This window comes from Amnibacterium sp., from assembly GCF_025463795.1.
GTDB lineage: Bacteria > Actinomycetota > Actinomycetes > Actinomycetales > Microbacteriaceae > Amnibacterium.
In genome coordinates this window covers 21,474-38,034 of sequence record NZ_JAODBE010000058.1, presented here as the reverse complement: position 1 = coordinate 38,034, position 16,561 = coordinate 21,474, and the positions used below count along the sequence as shown (strand labels likewise).

Genomic DNA, 16,561 nt, shown 5'->3' with positions numbered 1-16,561 from the left:
CTTCTTCAACCACATCCCGTTCCCCGCGTACGGCCTCTACTCGCAGTTGCCGTGGCGCTCGCAGATCCTGGAGGGCCTGCTCGGCGCCGACCTGATCGGCTTCCAGCGCCGCGCGGACGCGGGCAACTTCCTCCGCGCCGTCCGGCGCCTGTTCCACGTCCACACCGTGCACAACCGCGTCGAGCTGCCCCCGGCGGGGGAGGGCCGCCGGCCGAACTCCGGATCCTCGGAGGCGCGCAACGTCGTCGCCCGCCACTTCCCGATCTCGATCGACGCGCAGGCGTACGTCGCCCTCGCCGGCCGGGCGGACGTTCGGGAGCGGGCCGCCCAGATCCGGCACGACCTCGGGAACCCGGGCACGCTCATGCTCGGCGTCGACCGTCTCGATTACACGAAGGGCATCGGTCACCGCTTCACGGCCTACGCGGAGCTGCTCGCCGAGGGCGCGCTCGACGTGAACGACACGGTGCTCGTGCAGATCGCCAGCCCCAGCAGGGAGCGCGTCGAGTCGTACAAGGCGCTCCGCGACGAGATCGAGCTCACCGTGGGCCGCGTGAACGGCGAGTACGGCACCATCCGGCACAGCGCGATCAACTACCTGCACCACGGGTACCCCCGGGAGGAGATGGTGGCCCTGTTCCTCGCGGCCGACATCATGCTGGTCACCGCGCTGCGCGACGGGATGAACCTCGTCGCCAAGGAGTACGTGGCGAGCCGGGTCGACGACGGCGGCGTGCTCGTGCTCAGCGAGTTCGCGGGCGCCGCGGACGAGATGAAGCAGGCGCTGCTCGTGAACCCGCACGACATCGAGGGGCTGAAGCGCACGATCCTCGCCGCCGTGCACATGAGCCCCGCCGAGCGGCAGCAGCGGATGCGGGCACTCCGGGCGCGCGTGATCGAGCACGACGTCGAGCGGTGGTCGCAGGACTTCCTCACCGCCCTCGCGCAGGCGCGGCCATCGGCGAGCGCCAAGAGCCTCGCGGAGACGGACGGCGTGTAGGTGACCACGCAGGACCCCACGGAGCGCCCGGAGCTCGGCGATCCCCTCCGGGAGGCGCTCGAGACCCTCGCGAGCACCGAGCGGCTGCTCGTCGCGCTCGACTTCGACGGCACGCTCGCGCCGGAGGTGGACGACCCGGACGCCGCCCGCGCGCTCCCCGCGGCGCACGCCGCCGTCGAACGGCTCGCCGTGCTGCCCGGCACCCGGGTCGCGCTCGTCTCGGGGCGCAGCGTCGACGACCTCGAGCGGGTCTCCCGGTTCGGGGACGAGGTGCTGCTCGTCGGCTCGCACGGCATCGAGCTCCGGCTCGACGACCCGGACGACGTGATCGCGCTGAACGAGAAGGAGCGGGAGTCGATGGCGGTGCTCGAGCAGGTGCTCGAGCAGGTCGCCGACTCGCTCGACCAGGTGTGGCTCGAGCCCAAACCGGCCGGCTACGCCCTGCACACCAGGCTCGCGACGAACCGCCGCAGCCGGGTCGCGCATCTCGTCGCGCGGTCCGAGGCGCAGGCCGAGGTGGACGACCTCAAGGTGCGGATGGGCAAGAACGTCATCGAGTTCTCCGTCCGCAGCACGACCAAGGGGGAGGCGGTCGAGCACCTGCGCCGGTACACGAACGCGACCGCGGTGTTCTACGCCGGCGACGACGTCACCGACGAGGACGCGTTCGCCGCCCTCGGTCCGGGTGATCTCGGCGTCAAGAGCGGCACGGGCGAGACGGCCGCCGCCCACCGGGTGCGCGGCCCCCGCGAGGTGGCGGCGGTGCTGCAGGAGCTGGCCCGTGTCCGGGCCGCCCGCCCCTGACGCGAACCCCTCCTCATCCCAGGGTTGCCGATCTCTGCGGGAATCGAGCCGTCCATGGCCGCAGAAAGTGGCAACCGTCGTTCCCGCGAGGGGGCGGATCGACGTCGGCGCGAGGAGGCGGTCAGGCGGTGAGCTGCTCGAGCAGCTCGGCCCCGTCCGCGGCGCCCGCGTACTCGACGATCCGGCCGCCGACCACGCGGTAGAAGCCGAACTCGGCCCAGTTCACGTGCCGGCCCGTCGCGGCGACGCCGAGGTGGGCGCCGCGGTGCGTGCCCCGGGCGCGGAGGTGCGCGGCGATCCGGTCGTCCTGGATCACCAGCCGGATCCGCTTCCACTGCAGGTCCGGGAAGGCGCGGAACAGCGCGGCGAGGTCGTCGAGCCATGCCTCCGCCCCACGCGGCCGGCCCTGCCGCCGCACGTCGGCCGCGATGAGCTCGTTCACGGCGTCGAGGTCGTGCCGGTTGCAGGCGTCCAGGTAGTCCTCGTACCAGGCCCGCAGCTCCTCCGGCGACATCCCGTCCATTCTCCCCACCCGCCCGTGCCGGGTTCCGTCCTCACAGGGGTCTGATGAGGGCAGAACGTGGCGGGTGCCGCGTTCCGGGATCCGGCTGGAGCGGTGTCGGGAGGCCGCCCGGGGCCCCCGGGCGCGGCCAGTACGCTGAAAGCCATGTCGGATCCGCGTCCCTCCGCCCCTGTCGACGTCAAACCGCGCTCACGCGTCGTCACCGACGGCATCGAGGCCACGACCTCCCGGGGCATGCTCCGCGCCGTCGGCATGGGCGACGACGACTGGGACAAGCCGCAGATCGGCATCGCGAGCTCCTGGAACGAGATCACCCCCTGCAACCTCTCCCTCGACCGCCTCGCGCAGGCGGCCAAGGAGGGCGTGCATGCCGGCGGCGGCTACCCGCTGCAGTTCGGCACCGTGAGCGTCTCCGACGGCATCTCGATGGGCCATGAGGGGATGCACTTCTCGCTCGTCTCCCGCGAGGTCATCGCCGACTCGGTCGAGACCGTCATGCAGGCCGAGCGCCTCGACGGCTCCGTGCTGCTCGCCGGCTGCGACAAGAGCCTGCCGGGCATGCTCATGGCGGCCGCGCGCCTCGACCTCGCCAGCGTCTTCGTCTACTCCGGCTCGATCGCGCCGGGCTGGGTGAAGCTCTCCGACGGCACGGAGAAGGACATCACGATCATCGACTCGTTCGAGGCCGTCGGCGCCGTGAAGGCGGGGCGGATGAGCGAGGAGGACGCGAAGCGCATCGAGTGCGCCTTCGCGCCCGGCGAGGGCTCGTGCGGCGGCATGTACACGGCCAACACGATGGCGTCCGTCGCGGAGGCGCTCGGGATGGCGCTGCCCGGCTCGGCCGCGCCGCCGTCGGCCGATCGCCGTCGCGACTACCTCGCGCACCGATCGGGCGAGGCCGTCGTCAACCTGCTCCGGCTCGGCATCACGGCCCGCGACATCCTGACGAAGGAGGCCTTCGAGAACGCCATCGCCGTCGCCATGGCGTTCGGCGGCTCGACGAACGTCGTCCTGCACCTGCTCGCGATCGCCCACGAGGCGGAGGTCGACCTGACCCTGGACGACTTCAACCGCATCGGCTCCCACGTGCCGCACATCGGCGACCTCAAGCCGTTCGGCCGGTTCGTCATGAACGACGTCGACCGCGTCGGCGGTGTGCCCGTCGTGATGAAGGCCCTGCTCGACGCCGGCCTGCTGCACGGCGACGTGCTCACCGTGACGGGCAGGACGGTCGCCGAGAACCTCGCCGAGATGGACATCGCCCCGCTCGACGGCACGGTGCTCCGGACGCTCGACAACCCCATCCACGCCTCCGGCGGCCTCACGATCCTCACCGGCACGCTGGCACCGGACGGTGCCGTGGTGAAGACGGCCGGCTTCGACGCGGCCGTGTTCACGGGGCCGGCTCGCGTCTTCGAGCGGGAGCGCGCCGCGATGGACGCCCTCACGAACGGCGAGATCAGCAAGGGCGACGTGGTCGTCATCCGCTACGAAGGGCCGAAGGGCGGCCCCGGGATGCGGGAGATGCTGGCCATCACCGCCGCCATCAAGGGGGCGGGCCTCGGCCGCGACGTACTACTGTTGACGGACGGCAGATTCTCGGGCGGCACAACCGGCCTGTGCATCGGCCACATCGCACCGGAGGCGGTGGACGCAGGTCCGATCGCCTTCCTGCGCGACGGTGACCCGATACGGGTCGACATCGCCGCCCGCACGCTCGACGTACTCGTCGACGAGGCAGAGCTCCAAGCCCGCCGAGCCGGCTGGGCGCCCCTGCCTCCCCGGTACACCCGTGGCGTGCTCGCCAAGTACTCCAAGCTCGTGCACTCCGCCGCCGTCGGCGCCGTCACGGGCTGAACCTCACTCGGATACGGACAGGTCATGTCGACACCGATCTCCACCCCGCTGCCATCCGCCGTCCGGCCCCGCGGGGCCGGCGAGCACGTCACCCGGGCTCCCGAGCCCGAGGTGCTGACCGGAGCGCAGGCGGTCGTCCGCACGCTCGAGCTGCTCGGCGTCACGGACGTCTTCGGGCTGCCGGGCGGTGCGATCCTGCCGGTCTACGACCCGCTGCTCGACACGGACAAGATCCGCCACATCCTCGTGCGGCACGAGCAGGGCGCCGGCCACGCGGCCGAGGGCTACGCGGCCGCGTCAGGGCGCGTCGGCGTCGCGATCGCGACGTCCGGCCCCGGTGCGACGAACCTCGTCACCGCGATCGCGGACGCCTACATGGACTCCGTGCCGCTGCTCGCGATCACCGGCCAGGTCTTCTCGACCCTGATGGGCACGGACGCGTTCCAGGAGGCCGACATCGTCGGCATCACGATGCCGATCACGAAGCACTCGTTCCTCGTCACGAGGCCGGAGGAGATCCCGGCGGCGATCGCGTCGGCGCACCACATCGCCTCCACGGGCCGCCCCGGTCCCGTGCTCGTCGACATCACGAAGGACGCGCAGCAGGCCTCCGCGCCGTTCGTGTGGCCCGTGAAGCTCGACCTGCCGGGCTACCGGCCCACGGCGAAGGTGCACGGCAAGCAGGTGCAGGCCGCCGCGCAGATGCTCGCCGCCGCGAAGAAGCCGGTGCTCTACGTGGGTGGCGGCGTCATCCGGGCCCAGGGATCCGCGGAGCTGCTCGAGCTCGCCGAGGTGACGGGCGCGCCCGTCGTCACGACGCTGATGGCCCGCGGCGCCTTCCCCGACAGCCACCCGGCGAACCTCGGCATGCCCGGCATGCACGGCACCGTGCCCGCCGTGCTCGCCCTGCAGGAGGCCGACGTGCTCGTCGCGATCGGTGCGCGGTTCGACGACCGCGTCACCGGCAAGGCGTCGCTGTTCGCGCCGAAGGCGAAGGTCGTCCACATCGACATCGACCCGGCCGAGATCGGCAAGATCCGCCACGCGGAGGTGCCCATCGTCGGTGACGCCAAGGAGGTCTGCGCCGAGCTCGCCGCCGCGTTCCGCGAGGTCACCGCGGGCGACCCGCACGCATCCGGCGCCCCCGCCGACCGGTACGCCGAGTGGTGGACCTACCTGCAGGGGCTGCAGGCGGAGTTCCCGCTCGGCTATGCGCCCACCACCGACGGCCACCTCTCGCCCCAGTACGTCATCGAGCGGATCGGCGCCATCAGTGGGCCCGAGGCCGTCTTCGCCTCGGGCGTCGGCCAGCACCAGATGTGGGCGGCCCAGTTCATCCGCTACGAGCGGCCGAACTCGTGGCTGAACTCCGGCGGCGCCGGGACGATGGGCTACGCCGTGCCCGCCGCGATGGGCGCCAAGGTCGCGCAGCCGGACCGGCTGGTCTGGGCGATCGACGGCGACGGCTGCTTCCAGATGACCAACCAGGAGCTCGCGACCTGCACGCTGAACGAGATCCCGATCAAGGTCGCCATCATCAACAACTCGTCGCTCGGCATGGTGCGGCAGTGGCAGACCCTGTTCTACGACGGCCGGTACTCCAACACGCACCTGAACACCGGCCACGGCACGAAGCGGATCCCCGACTTCGTGAAGCTCGCGGAGGCGTACGGGGCGCTCGGCATCCGCGTCGAGCGCGAGGAGGACGTCGACGACGCGATCCGGCTCGCCATCGAGACGAACGACCGGCCCGTCGTCATCGACTTCGTCGTGTCCGCGGACGCGATGGTGTGGCCGATGGTGCCGCAGGGCGTCAGCAACTCGTACGTGCAGTACGCGCGCGACCACGCGCCGAGCTGGGAGGGTGACGAGGCCCCCGACGGGCAGGACCCCGACCTCGTGATCCCGCCCCTCGAGGAAGAGCCCCGCAAGCGATGAGCACGCACGTCCTCTCCCTGCTCGTCGAGGACAAGCCGGGGCTGCTCACGCGCGTCGCCGGGCTGTTCGCCCGCCGCGGCTTCAACATCGGCTCCCTCGCCGTCGGCCCGTGCGAGGTGCCCGGCATGTCCCGGATCACCGCCGTAGTCGACGTGGAGGAGCTGCCGCTCGAGCAGGTCACGAAGCAGCTGAACAAGCTCGTCAACGTGATCAAGATCGTCGAGCTCGAACCGACGGCGAGCGTGCTGCACGAGCACGTGCTCGTGAAGGTGAAGGTCGACGCCGCCACGAGGCCCCAGGTGCTCGAGATCGTCGAGCTCTTCCGCGCCGCCGTCGTCGACGTGACGCAGGAGGCGCTCGTGATCGAGCTCGTCGCCGGAGCGCAGCGCACGGCCGGCCTGCTCAAGATGCTCGAGCCCTACGGGATCCGCGAGCTCGCGCAGTCCGGTCTGCTCGCCATGGGCCGCGGCCCGAAGAGCATCACCGAGCGCATCCCCCGACCCTGACCGCGCGTCCAGCGCATCCCTCGAACGAAAGGCCCCTCCATGACCGAGATCGTCTACGACAGCGACGCCGACCTCTCCCTGATCCAGGGCAAGAAGGTCGCCGTGATCGGGTACGGCTCGCAGGGCCACGCCCACGCCCTGAACCTCCGCGACTCCGGCGTCGAGGTCGTCGTCGGCCTGCAGGAGGGCTCGAAGAGCCGCGCCAAGGCCGAGGACGCCGGGTTCCGCGTGCACACGCCCGCGGACGCCGCCAAGTGGGCGGACGTCATCGTGATCCTCGCCCCCGACCAGGTGCAGCGCCACCTCTACGCGGACGACATCGCCCCGAACCTCGCGGACGGCAAGGCGCTGCTGTTCGGCCACGGCTTCAACATCCGCTTCGGCTACATCACCGCCCCGAAGGGCGTCGACGTCGTCATGGTCGCCCCCAAGGGCCCCGGCCACACCGTGCGCCGCGAGTTCGAGGCCGGACGCGGGGTACCCGTGATCGTCGCCGTGGAGCAGGACGCCACCGGCCGGGCGTGGGACCTCGCCTGGTCGTACGCGAAGGGCATCGGCGGCCTCCGTGCCGGCGGCATCAAGACCACGTTCACCGAGGAGACCGAGACGGACCTCTTCGGCGAGCAGTCGGTGCTCTGCGGCGGCATCACCCAGCTCGTCCAGTACGGTTTCGAGACCCTCACCGAGGCCGGGTACCAGCCGCAGATCGCCTACTTCGAGGTGCTGCACGAGCTGAAGCTCATCGTCGACCTCATGTGGGAGGGCGGCATCGCGAAGATGCGCTGGAGCATCTCCGACACGGCCGAGTACGGCGACTACGTCTCCGGCCCCCGCGTGATCTCGCCCGAGGTGAAGCAGAACATGCAGGCGGTCCTGAAGGACATCCAGGACGGCAGCTTCGCCAAGCGCTTCATCGAGGACCAGGACAACGGCGGCAAGGAGTTCCTCGAGCTGCGCAAGAAGGGCGAGGAGCACCCGATCGAGGAGGTCGGCCGCGAGCTCCGCAAGCTCTTCGCCTGGCGCAACACGTCGGACGACTACGTCGAAGGGTCCGTCGCGCGCTGACGCGCGGGCCGGACGCGTCGACTCCGTCGTTCGACACCCTGTTGATCGTTCGGTCGCGCGAGCGCGACCGAACGGGGAAGGGTCGGTCGCGCGCTGACGCGTGGGCCGGACGCGTCGACTCCGTCGTTCGACACCCTGTTGATCGTTCAGTCGCGCGAGCGCGACCGAACGCGGAAGGGTCCGTCGCGCGCTGACGCGCGGGCCGGACGCGTCGACTCCGTCCTACGACACCCTGTTGATCGTTCAGTCGCGCGAACGCGACCGAACGCGGAAGGGTCCCTCGCGCGCTGACGCACCCCGAGCATCGAACCGCCCGTCCCGCATGCCGCGGGGCGGGCGGTTCCGCGTTCCCCGCCCGTCCCGAGCCGGATGCCCTGGCTTTCCTGGGCACATAGACGCGCGATACGGCGTGTCCAGATCACATTCCGGTAACGCCCAGGGTGTGCGGTGGCGCGAAGTCGCTGCTACGGTCATGCGCGGCAGTCGTCCCCAGGACTGCGCATCGCGACCCACCCCGTCCGCGACCCGTCCGGCCACACCTCTGCCGGATGCCTTTTCCCGAGGCACCGGGTCGACCCCACCCGATGGATCCCTGCGATGCGGATCCATGCAGGAGGCCGTCCGTGCGAACCATTGCCGTGCGCCGAATCGTGTCCACCACCGTCACCGCGCTCGTCGCGGTCGGTCTCGCCGGCTTCGGCCTCGGCTCGGCGGAGGCGCTGCAGGCGCCACAGCCGGTCTGCCAGACGATCCACCCCGCGTCGAAGAACGCAGCCGACGTGCGTGCCGCGGTCGGCAAGCTCTCGTCGTGCCTCGACGGGCTCCAGAAGGCGTCCGACGCCGCCGGCCGTACCGCGCAGGTCGCCGACGAGCACTACCTCAAGGCGAAGGCGTCGTCCGTCGCCGCCGGGAAGCGGTACACCACCGCGCAGCAGGTCGCCGCCGCGGCAACCGCGAAGGCACTGAAGTCCCGGGCGCGCGCCGCCGTGGTCGCCGCGAACCTGGCCCGCTCGAGCGGCGCCGACCAGGCCGCCAACCTCATCCTCGACGGCGGGGGCGCAACGCGCGTCCTCTACAAGGTCAGTCGCATGTCGCAGCTGTCGGTGCAGTCGACCCAGATCTTCCACGACGCGAAGTCCGACGAGCACACCGCCAAGGTGCTCGCCGCGAAGGCGTCGAACGCCGCCGTCTCCTCGCAGCGCGCGGCCGGCACCGCGAAGGCCGCGTTCACCGACGCCAAGCAGAAGGCGAAGGCGGCCGCCTCGGTGGTCGCGCAGCAGCGCAGCCGTCAGCGCAGCCTGCAGGCCGAGCTGACGGCCCTCGAGGCGCCCCGGCCCAGCGCCTCCAGCGGTTCGGGCGGATCCGGCGGATCGTCCGTCCACCTCGCGAACCTCCCCGCGAACGCCTCGGTCGCGGCGCGGGCGATCGCCTTCGCCCGCGGCCAGATCGGCGACCCCTACGTCTTCGCTGCGGCCGGCCCCAGCGCCTGGGACTGCTCCGGCCTCACGATGGCCGCGTACGGGGCTGCCGGCATCGGCATCGGCGGCCACAGCGCGACGGCGCAGTACGACCTCGCCGCGAACGAGGGCAAGCTCGTGTCCTACGCGAACCGGCAGCCGGGCGACCTGCTGTTCTACACGGACGGCGGCGGCGACATGTACCACGTCACGATCTACAGCGGCAACGGCAACATGATCGAGGCGCCGTACGAGGGCCAGAACGTGCGCGAGGTCCCGGTGCGCGGCTACCAGCTCGTCGGGCAGGTCGCCCGCTTCAGCGGCTGATCGCCGCGGGGCCGCTTCTCTGCACGTTCGCCAAGAGGGCTGGCGCTCCGGGTCGTTCCGGAGTGTGATGAGCACAGGATCCCGGCCGCGCTCCCCAGCTGCGGTCCGGATCCGTGCGCAGCCCCCTCGAGCGGACCCTCCGCCCGGCGACCCGCCCGCCTCGTGCGCCGTGGCCGCTCCCGGAGCCGGGAAGCGGGAAGGACGGCACCGTGGCCCACCCGGCCGGGCGGATCGGCGCCGGCGCAGCATCGCTCGCGCTGACCCTCGCGCTCGTGGCCGGCGGGGGAGCCGCAGCGTTCGCGGCCACGCCCACGCCGAGCCCGACCGCGACCGCCACGCCGAAGCCGGCCTCGGCCCCGAAGGTCCCCGCGATCGTCTACCCGACCCGGGACGAGCTGCTCGCCGCGCGGAAGGACGAGCGGGCGAAGGCCGCGGAGGTCGCGCGCATCGGCGAGCAGGTCATCGCCCTTCAGCACCAGGCCGACCGCGCCGGCAAGGCGGCGCAGCAGGCCGACGAGCGCTATCTGAAGGCCAGGGCGGCTGCGGACACCGCCGTCGCGGCCCGCACCGCCGCCGAGACGGAGGCCGAGACCGCGGCGGCCACCGCCGCCGACTCGCGCACCAGGGCCAGCGCCCTCGCCGCGAGCCTCGCCCGGACGGACCTCGGCACGCTCCCGTTGTCGCTCGTCCTCAACAGCCGCATCTCCGGCGGCACCCTTCGGGGGCTGAGCACCGCGTCGCAGCTCTCGTCGATGGCGGCCCGCGTCTACCAGCAGGCCGTCGACGACGAGGCGACCGCGAAGGCCGCGAAGGCGGCCGCGGAGAGCGCCGCGACCCGGGCCGTCGCCGCGAAGGCGAAGGCGGCCACCGCAGCGGCGGCGGCGAAGGCGGCGTCGGAGTCCATCGCGAAGGCCGTCCGGACCGCCCAGGAGCACGAGCAGGAGCTCGTGCTCGATCTCGCCGTGCTGCGCAGCACCACCCAGCAGGTCGCTTGCGACTACCTGGCGGGACAGCACCACCAGCCGCGGTGCGACGCGAAGTCCGTCGCCGCGACCGCGAAGAGCCCCGCGGGTCGCGCGGTCGCCTTCGCGCGCGCCCGGATCGGTGATCCGTACGTGTTCGCGGCGGAGGGACCGCGCACCTGGGACTGCTCGGGTCTCACCATGGGCGCCTACGCCTCGGTCGGCGTCGACATCGGCCCGCACTCCGCGACCGCGCAGTACGAGCTCGAGAAGGCGGAGGGGCACCTCGTGCCGTTCTCGAAGGTGCAGCCGGGTGACCTGCTCTTCTACACCGACGGCGGCGGCGACATGTACCACACGACCATCTACTCGGGCGACGGGATGATGATCGAGGCTCCCTACGCGGGTGCCGACGTGCGGGAGGTCCCCGTGCGCACCACGGACCTCGTCGGCCAGGTGGCGCGCCCCGTCGCCTGACGTCGCGGGCGACGAGCCGCGGCGTCAGGTCGTGGTGCGATCGGAGGTCGGCACGCCTGCGAGGATCGTGAGCACCATGGCCGATCCCGAGACCGACGACGACGCCCTCAGCTGGGCGGGTGACGAGCAGGAGATCGCCCGGCCGACGCGCCCGGAGGCCGCCGTGGCGCCGAGCCGCGTGACCGGCGCACCGACGCTCGTCGCGCTCGGGATCCTCGGCGGCATCGCCCTGCTCGAAGCGCTCGGCTGGATGCGCAGCGTGCTGTCCGCGACTCTCGAGGCCACCCTCGAACCGGGATCCGGGGCGCTCGCCACCGTCGCGTTCGCCGTCAACCTGCTCGGCCGGGTCGCCGCGGTCGCCGCGCCGGTCCTCTGGTTCGTGCTCGCGGCCTGGCGGATCCGCACCCCGTCGCGCCGCTTCGCGTGGCTCGCCCTCGGGGCCGTGCTGCTGCTGCCGTGGCCGGCGCTGATGGGCCTGCTGTGACCGTCGTCGCCGAGCCGCCGCGCGCCCGGCCGGGGCTCCGCCTCGCGATCGCGCTCGCGTTCCTGCTCCTCTTCCTGTGGGAGCTGCTCGGGGCGGTCTCGAACCTGCTCGCCTGGGCGGGGTTCGCCGCCGTGCTGCACCGGCAGCTGTCCGCGTTCGCCTGGCTGGTCCTGGGGGGCGGCGTGGTGGTGCCGATCGCCGCGTTCGTGCTCGCCGTGCTGCTCACGCGGCGGCGCACGTCGGGGACCCTCGCCCTGGTCCTGGTCGTCGCCTATGCCGCGTCCCAGGCGCTCACCTTGAGCCTGCTCGCCTTCTTCCAGGTCGGCATCGGCGTCCGCTGAGCCCGGCCGGGCGCGCTGGAGTAGCGTGCCCGGCGTGAAAGCGGTGCATTTCGGAGCGGGCAACATCGGGCGCGGCTTCGTGGGCCAGCTGCTGCACGAGAGCGGCTACGAGGTGGTGTTCGCCGACGTCGCCGACGCGCTGATCGACGCGCTGCGCGACGCCGAGTCGTACACCGTCCACGAGATCGGCGAGAACGGTCGCAGCCACATCGTCACCGACTTCCGGGCGGTGAACAGCCGCACCGAGGAGGGTGCGCTGATCGACGAGATCGCCACGGCCGATGTCGTGACGACCGCCGTCGGCCCGCGCGTGCTGCCGTTCGTCGCGCCGGTCATCGCCCGGGGGATCCAGCGCCGCATCGAGTCGGGCGACGACGTTCTCGACGGCGAGCGGCTCGCGGTCTTCGCGTGCGAGAACGCGATCAACGCCACCGACGGTCTCAAGGCGCTCGTCCGTGCCGCGCTGCCCGAGGCACTCGCCGACTCGCTCGACGCCACGGCCGTCTTCGCCAACACGGCGATCGACCGCATCGTGCCGGCGCAGGCGCCCGAGGCCGGGCTCGACGTGACCCTCGAGCCGTTCTTCGAGTGGGTCATCGAGCGCAGCCCGTTCGGCGGCGAGCCGCCCGCGATCACGGGCGTGCACTGGGTCGACGACCTGGCGCCCTTCATCGAGCGCAAGCTCTTCACCGTCAACACCGCGCACGCCACGGCGGCCTACCACGGCTTCGAACGCGGCGTCCACTCGATCACGGACGCGATGACGGATCCGGCTATCCGCGCGGAGGTCGAGGCGGCGATCGGTGAGACGAGGGCGCTCCTCGTCGCCAAGTTCGGCCTGGACGAGGCCGAGCAGCGCGCCTACGGCGAGAGGATCCTCGGCCGCCTCTCGAACCCGGAGCTGCCCGACACCGTCGAACGGGTCGGCCGGGGGCCGCTGCGGAAGCTGAGCCGTTCCGAGCGGTTCATCGGCCCGGCGTCGCAGCTCGCCGAGCGCGGCATGGCCCGTGACGCCCTGCTCCGCGCGATCCGCGCCGCGCTCGCGTTCGATGTGCCTGAGGACGCGGAGAGCGTCGAGCTGCAGGCGATCCTCGCGCGCGAGGAGCCCGACGGGGCGGTGAGCGTGCTCACCGGCATCGAGCCGGCGCATCCGCTGTTCGCCGACCTGCTGCCGCTGTTCCAGGCCCGCGCCGGCGCGTGACCCCGCGCGAACATCCCGGCGCGCTCGGGGCTGCGAGGGCAGGAGTCCTCGTCCGAGCAGCGCTCGATCGGCAGGATCGCCTCGGTGGTGCCGATTCCTCCGTCGGTCGCGCGCGAAGCGGAGCCGAGGAGGGGGCGTAACGCGCCGAAAGGCGGTTCCTGCGTCCCAATAGGCTGTTCTCTCCGCTCGATCGCCCCACCCGAGCGCCCTGGAGGGACGCGAAGTGACCAAGCCCGTCGTACTGATCGCCGAACAGCTCTCGCCCGCGACGGTGGATGCGCTCGGACCCGACTTCGAGATCCGTGAGGTGGACGGCACGGACCGGCCCGCCCTGCTCGCCGCCCTCGCGGACGCCGACGCCCTGCTGGTCCGCTCGGCGACCCAGGTCGACGCGGAGGCGATCGCCGCGGCCCGCCGACTCACCGTCATCGCCCGGGCCGGGGTCGGCCTCGACAACGTCGACATCCCTGTCGCCACGAAGGCCGGCGTGATGGTGGTGAACGCCCCGACGTCGAACATCGTGTCGGCGGCGGAGCTCGCGATCGGCCACCTGCTGTCCCTCGCCCGCCACATCCCCGAGGCGCACGCGTCGCTGAAGGCGGGGGAGTGGAAGCGGTCGAGGTTCACCGGTGTGGAGCTCTACGAGAAGACCGTCGGCGTCGTCGGTCTGGGCCGGATCGGGACCCTCGTGGCCCAGCGGCTCGCCCCGTTCGGCGTCCGGCTGGTCGCCTACGACCCCTACGTCACGCCGGCGCGCGCGCAGCAGCTCGGCGTGACCCTGCTGTCGCTGCCCGATCTGATGGCGCAGAGCGACTTCGTCACCGTGCACATCCCGAAGACGCCGGAGACGACCGGGCTCATCGGCGAGGCGGAGTTCGCGGTCGCGAAGCCCTCGCTGCGCATCGTGAACGCGAGCCGCGGCGGCATCGTCGACGAGCACGCCCTGAGCGCCGCCCTCGCGAGCGGGCGCATCGCCGGGGCCGCGCTCGACGTCTTCACGAGCGAGCCCCCGACCGACCGCGAGCTGATCGGGCGCCCCACGCTGCAGGTCACGCCGCACCTCGGCGCCTCGACCGACGAGGCGCAGGAGAAGGCCGGCATCGCGGTCGCGCGCAGCGTGCGCCTCGCCCTCGGCGGCGAGCTGGTGCCCGACGCGGTGAACGTCGCGGGCGGCGTCATCGATCCGTACGTCCGCCCCGGCATCCCGCTCGTCGAGAAGCTCGGCCAGGTGTTCGCCGGCCTCGCCGACGGCCCCATCGTGAGCATCGACGTGGAGGTGCGCGGCGAGCTCGCCGACTACGACGTGAGCGTGCTGAAGCTCGCCGCCCTGAAGGGCGTCTTCATGAGCGGGGTCAGCGAGAACGTCTCCTACGTGAACGCCCCGCTGCTCGCCGAGGAGCGGGGCATCCAGGTGCGGCTGCTCACCGACTCGGTCAGCGCCGACTACCGCAACGTCATCAGCCTGCGCGGCGCCACGACCGCCGGCGGCACGCACTCGGTGTCCGGCACCCTGACCGGACCGAAGCAGGTCGAGAAGATCACGGAGATCGAGGGGTACGACGTCGAGGTCGTGCTCGCGGGCCACCACGTCGTCTTCACCTACACGGACCGGCCCGGGATCGTCGCCCAGTACGGCGCGGCGTTCGGGGAGGCGGGGATCAACATCGCCGCCATGCAGATCGCCCGCCGGGCGGCAGGCGCCGAGGCCCTCAGCGTGCTGACCATCGACTCGCCGGCGGCGCCCGCCGTGCTCGACGAGGTGCGGGAGCGCATCCGCGCCACCTCGCTGAAGGCCATCGACCTCGTGGAGGACTGACCCCTCGACGGCGGATCTCGTCGTCGGATGTGGCCTCGACCGACGGAACGGCCCTAGGATCTCGCTCACGACCGCGTAATCCGTACGCAACACGTGTTCGGTACGGTGACGCGATCAAGTGGTGGACATCGCCGTCCGCCGCTCCTCGAGTGGAAGGCGCAGCGTGGCCGAGACCTTGATCAGCAACACCGCAGACCGGGCCAACTTCGAGGGCAAGGGACTCAAGTCCGGCGCGATCGGCCTGCTCGGGAGCGTCGTCGTCGGCGTCGCCTCCACCGCTCCGGCCTACAGCCTGGCCGCGAGCCTCGGCTTCATCGTCGCCGACGGTGCCGGCGGTCTCCTCGCGGGCAAGCAGTCGCCGGCCATCGTGCTGCTCGCGTTCATCCCGATGTACTTCATCGCGCAGGCCTACAAGGAGCTGAACAGCGTCGACCCGGACTGCGGCACCACCTTCTCGTGGGCGACCCGCGCGTTCGGCTCGATTACGGGGTGGATGGGCGGCTGGGGCATCATCATCGCCGACGTGATCGTGATGTCGAACCTGGCGTACATCGCCGGTCAGTACACGTTCACGTTCATCGGCGGATTCGGATTGCCCGGCGTCGCCGAGCTCGGGAACAACTACTGGTACTCCACGATCCTCGGTCTGCTCTGGATCGCGGTCATGACGTACATCTGCTACCGCGGGATCGAGATCTCCGCCCGCATCCAGTACGTGCTCCTGGGATTCGAGCTGGTCATGCTGCTGGCCTTCACGCTGATCGCCCTCATCCGCGTCGGCACCGGCCACGGGGTGGCCGGGCACTCCATCCCGTTCTCCTGGGACTGGTTCAGCCCGGTCGGGCTCGACTTCGGCAGCGTGATCGCCCCCGCGGGGCTGACCGCGATCTTCATCTACTGGGGTTGGGACAGCGCCGTCTCCGTGAACGAGGAGACCTCGAACCCGAAGAGCACGCCGGGTCGGGCGGCGGTGCTCTCGACCCTGCTCCTCCTCGCCACCTACGCCCTCGTGACCGTCGCCACCGTGTCGTTCGCCGGCACCGGCGCGAAGGGCATCGGCCTCGGCAACCCGGCCACGTCCGGCGACGTGTTCTCCGCGATGGCTCCCGCCGTGTTCGGCAACGGGGTCGTCGGCCACATCCTGCAGGTGCTGTTCGCGGCGACGATCCTCACCAGCGCGGCCGCATCCACCCAGACCACCATCCTTCCGACGGCGCGGACGAGCCTCTCCATGGCGGTGCACAAGGCCTTGCCGAGTCACTTCGCACGGATGCACGCGAAGTACCTCACGCCGACCTGGTCGACCATCGGGATGGGGGTGGTCTCGGCCGCCCTGTTCCTGATCTTCACGGCGGTGAGCCTCAACCTGCTGAACGCGCTGATCGGCTCGCTCGGGCTCATGATCGCCTTCTACTACGGGCTGACCGGGCTCGCCTGCGTCTGGTTCTTCCGGAGGACGCTGTTCTCGAGCCTGCGGAACTTCGTGTTCCGCGGCCTGTTCCCCGCGCTCGGCTTCCTCGCGCTGCTCGCGATCTTCATCTACGGCCTGCAGTCGTTCGCGGCCCCGGATTGGCTGACCGACGACGCGGGCAAGAACGTCACCATCTTCGGGATCGGGGCGGAGGCGGTGGTCGGCGTGCTCGGCCTGCTGCTCGGGTTCGTCTTCATGGGCATCTGGTGGGCGAAGAACCCGTCCTTCTTCCGCGGGCGCATCATCCCGCGCGGCGCCTACGTCGAGGGCGAGGAGCTCGAGGGCGAGGCCATCGTCTGACGCCGGCGCGGCGGCCCACGCGGGCCGCCGCC

Annotated in this window: 14 protein-coding genes; 13 read left to right on the top strand and 1 reads right to left on the bottom strand. The window is 71.7% G+C overall.

The genetic code is table 11. The features are described from left to right. Nucleotides 1–1,000, top strand: a 1,000-nt coding sequence (locus JWQ92_RS05765) for a trehalose-6-phosphate synthase (RefSeq protein WP_297343514.1), incomplete at its 5' end; no start/stop codon positions are given. Continuing rightward, entirely contained in the window at nt 1,001–1,804 is an 804-nt protein-coding gene (gene otsB, locus JWQ92_RS05760) for a trehalose-phosphatase (protein ID WP_297343513.1), read from the top strand. A gap of 121 nt (nt 1,805–1,925) precedes the next feature. Here the strand turns inward: otsB and JWQ92_RS05755 are convergent, their stop codons facing one another. Then, entirely contained in the window at nt 1,926–2,318 is a 393-nt protein-coding gene (locus JWQ92_RS05755; protein WP_297343512.1) for an ester cyclase, read from the bottom strand. A gap of 153 nt (nt 2,319–2,471) precedes the next feature. Between JWQ92_RS05755 and ilvD the strand changes: the two genes are divergently transcribed. The 11 genes from ilvD (at nt 2,472) to JWQ92_RS05700 (ending at nt 16,529) form a co-directional block, all read left to right on the top strand. After that, the gene (ilvD, locus tag JWQ92_RS05750; RefSeq protein ID WP_297343511.1) at nt 2,472–4,184 is read left to right on the top strand and encodes a dihydroxy-acid dehydratase; all 1,713 of its coding nucleotides are present in this window, start codon (nt 2,472–2,474) and stop codon (nt 4,182–4,184) included. Between the two features lie 24 nt (nt 4,185–4,208). Further along, nucleotides 4,209–6,122: an acetolactate synthase large subunit gene (locus tag JWQ92_RS05745; protein WP_297343510.1), complete on the top strand. Its 1,914-nt coding sequence runs from the start codon at nt 4,209–4,211 to the stop codon at nt 6,120–6,122. Further along, complete coding sequence (gene ilvN / locus JWQ92_RS05740; RefSeq protein ID WP_297343509.1) at nt 6,119–6,628, top strand: acetolactate synthase small subunit; 510 nt, start codon at nt 6,119–6,121, stop codon at nt 6,626–6,628. Before JWQ92_RS05745 ends, ilvN begins: the two co-directional genes overlap by 4 nt. 39 nt (nt 6,629–6,667) lie before the next feature. Further along, nucleotides 6,668–7,693 carry a ketol-acid reductoisomerase gene (ilvC, locus tag JWQ92_RS05735; protein WP_297343508.1) on the top strand — a complete coding sequence of 342 codons (1,026 nt, stop codon included), beginning with the start codon at nt 6,668–6,670 and terminating at the stop codon, nt 7,691–7,693. Nucleotides 7,694–8,316: 623 nt separating this feature from the next. Continuing rightward, nucleotides 8,317–9,477 (top strand): NlpC/P60 family protein, encoded by a 1,161-nt coding sequence (locus JWQ92_RS05730; RefSeq protein WP_297343507.1) that lies wholly within the window; start codon nt 8,317–8,319, stop codon nt 9,475–9,477. 209 nt (nt 9,478–9,686) lie between these two features. Beyond that, nucleotides 9,687–10,916, top strand: coding sequence for a C40 family peptidase (locus JWQ92_RS05725; protein ID WP_297343506.1), 1,230 nt, complete (start codon nt 9,687–9,689; stop codon nt 10,914–10,916). A gap of 76 nt (nt 10,917–10,992) precedes the next feature. Then, nucleotides 10,993–11,400, top strand: coding sequence for a hypothetical protein (locus JWQ92_RS05720; protein ID WP_297343505.1), 408 nt, complete (start codon nt 10,993–10,995; stop codon nt 11,398–11,400). Further along, nucleotides 11,397–11,741: a hypothetical protein gene (locus tag JWQ92_RS05715; protein WP_297343504.1), complete on the top strand. Its 345-nt coding sequence runs from the start codon at nt 11,397–11,399 to the stop codon at nt 11,739–11,741. The genes JWQ92_RS05720 and JWQ92_RS05715 overlap by 4 nt, the downstream gene beginning before the upstream one ends. A gap of 34 nt (nt 11,742–11,775) precedes the next feature. Beyond that, entirely contained in the window at nt 11,776–12,942 is a 1,167-nt protein-coding gene (locus JWQ92_RS05710; RefSeq protein WP_297343503.1) for a mannitol-1-phosphate 5-dehydrogenase, read from the top strand. A gap of 223 nt (nt 12,943–13,165) precedes the next feature. After that, nucleotides 13,166–14,758 carry a phosphoglycerate dehydrogenase gene (serA, locus tag JWQ92_RS05705; protein ID WP_297343502.1) on the top strand — a complete coding sequence of 531 codons (1,593 nt, stop codon included), beginning with the start codon at nt 13,166–13,168 and terminating at the stop codon, nt 14,756–14,758. Between the two features lie 163 nt (nt 14,759–14,921). Next, nucleotides 14,922–16,529 carry an APC family permease gene (locus JWQ92_RS05700; protein ID WP_297343501.1) on the top strand — a complete coding sequence of 536 codons (1,608 nt, stop codon included), beginning with the start codon at nt 14,922–14,924 and terminating at the stop codon, nt 16,527–16,529. Nucleotides 16,530–16,561: the final 32 nt, after the last annotated feature.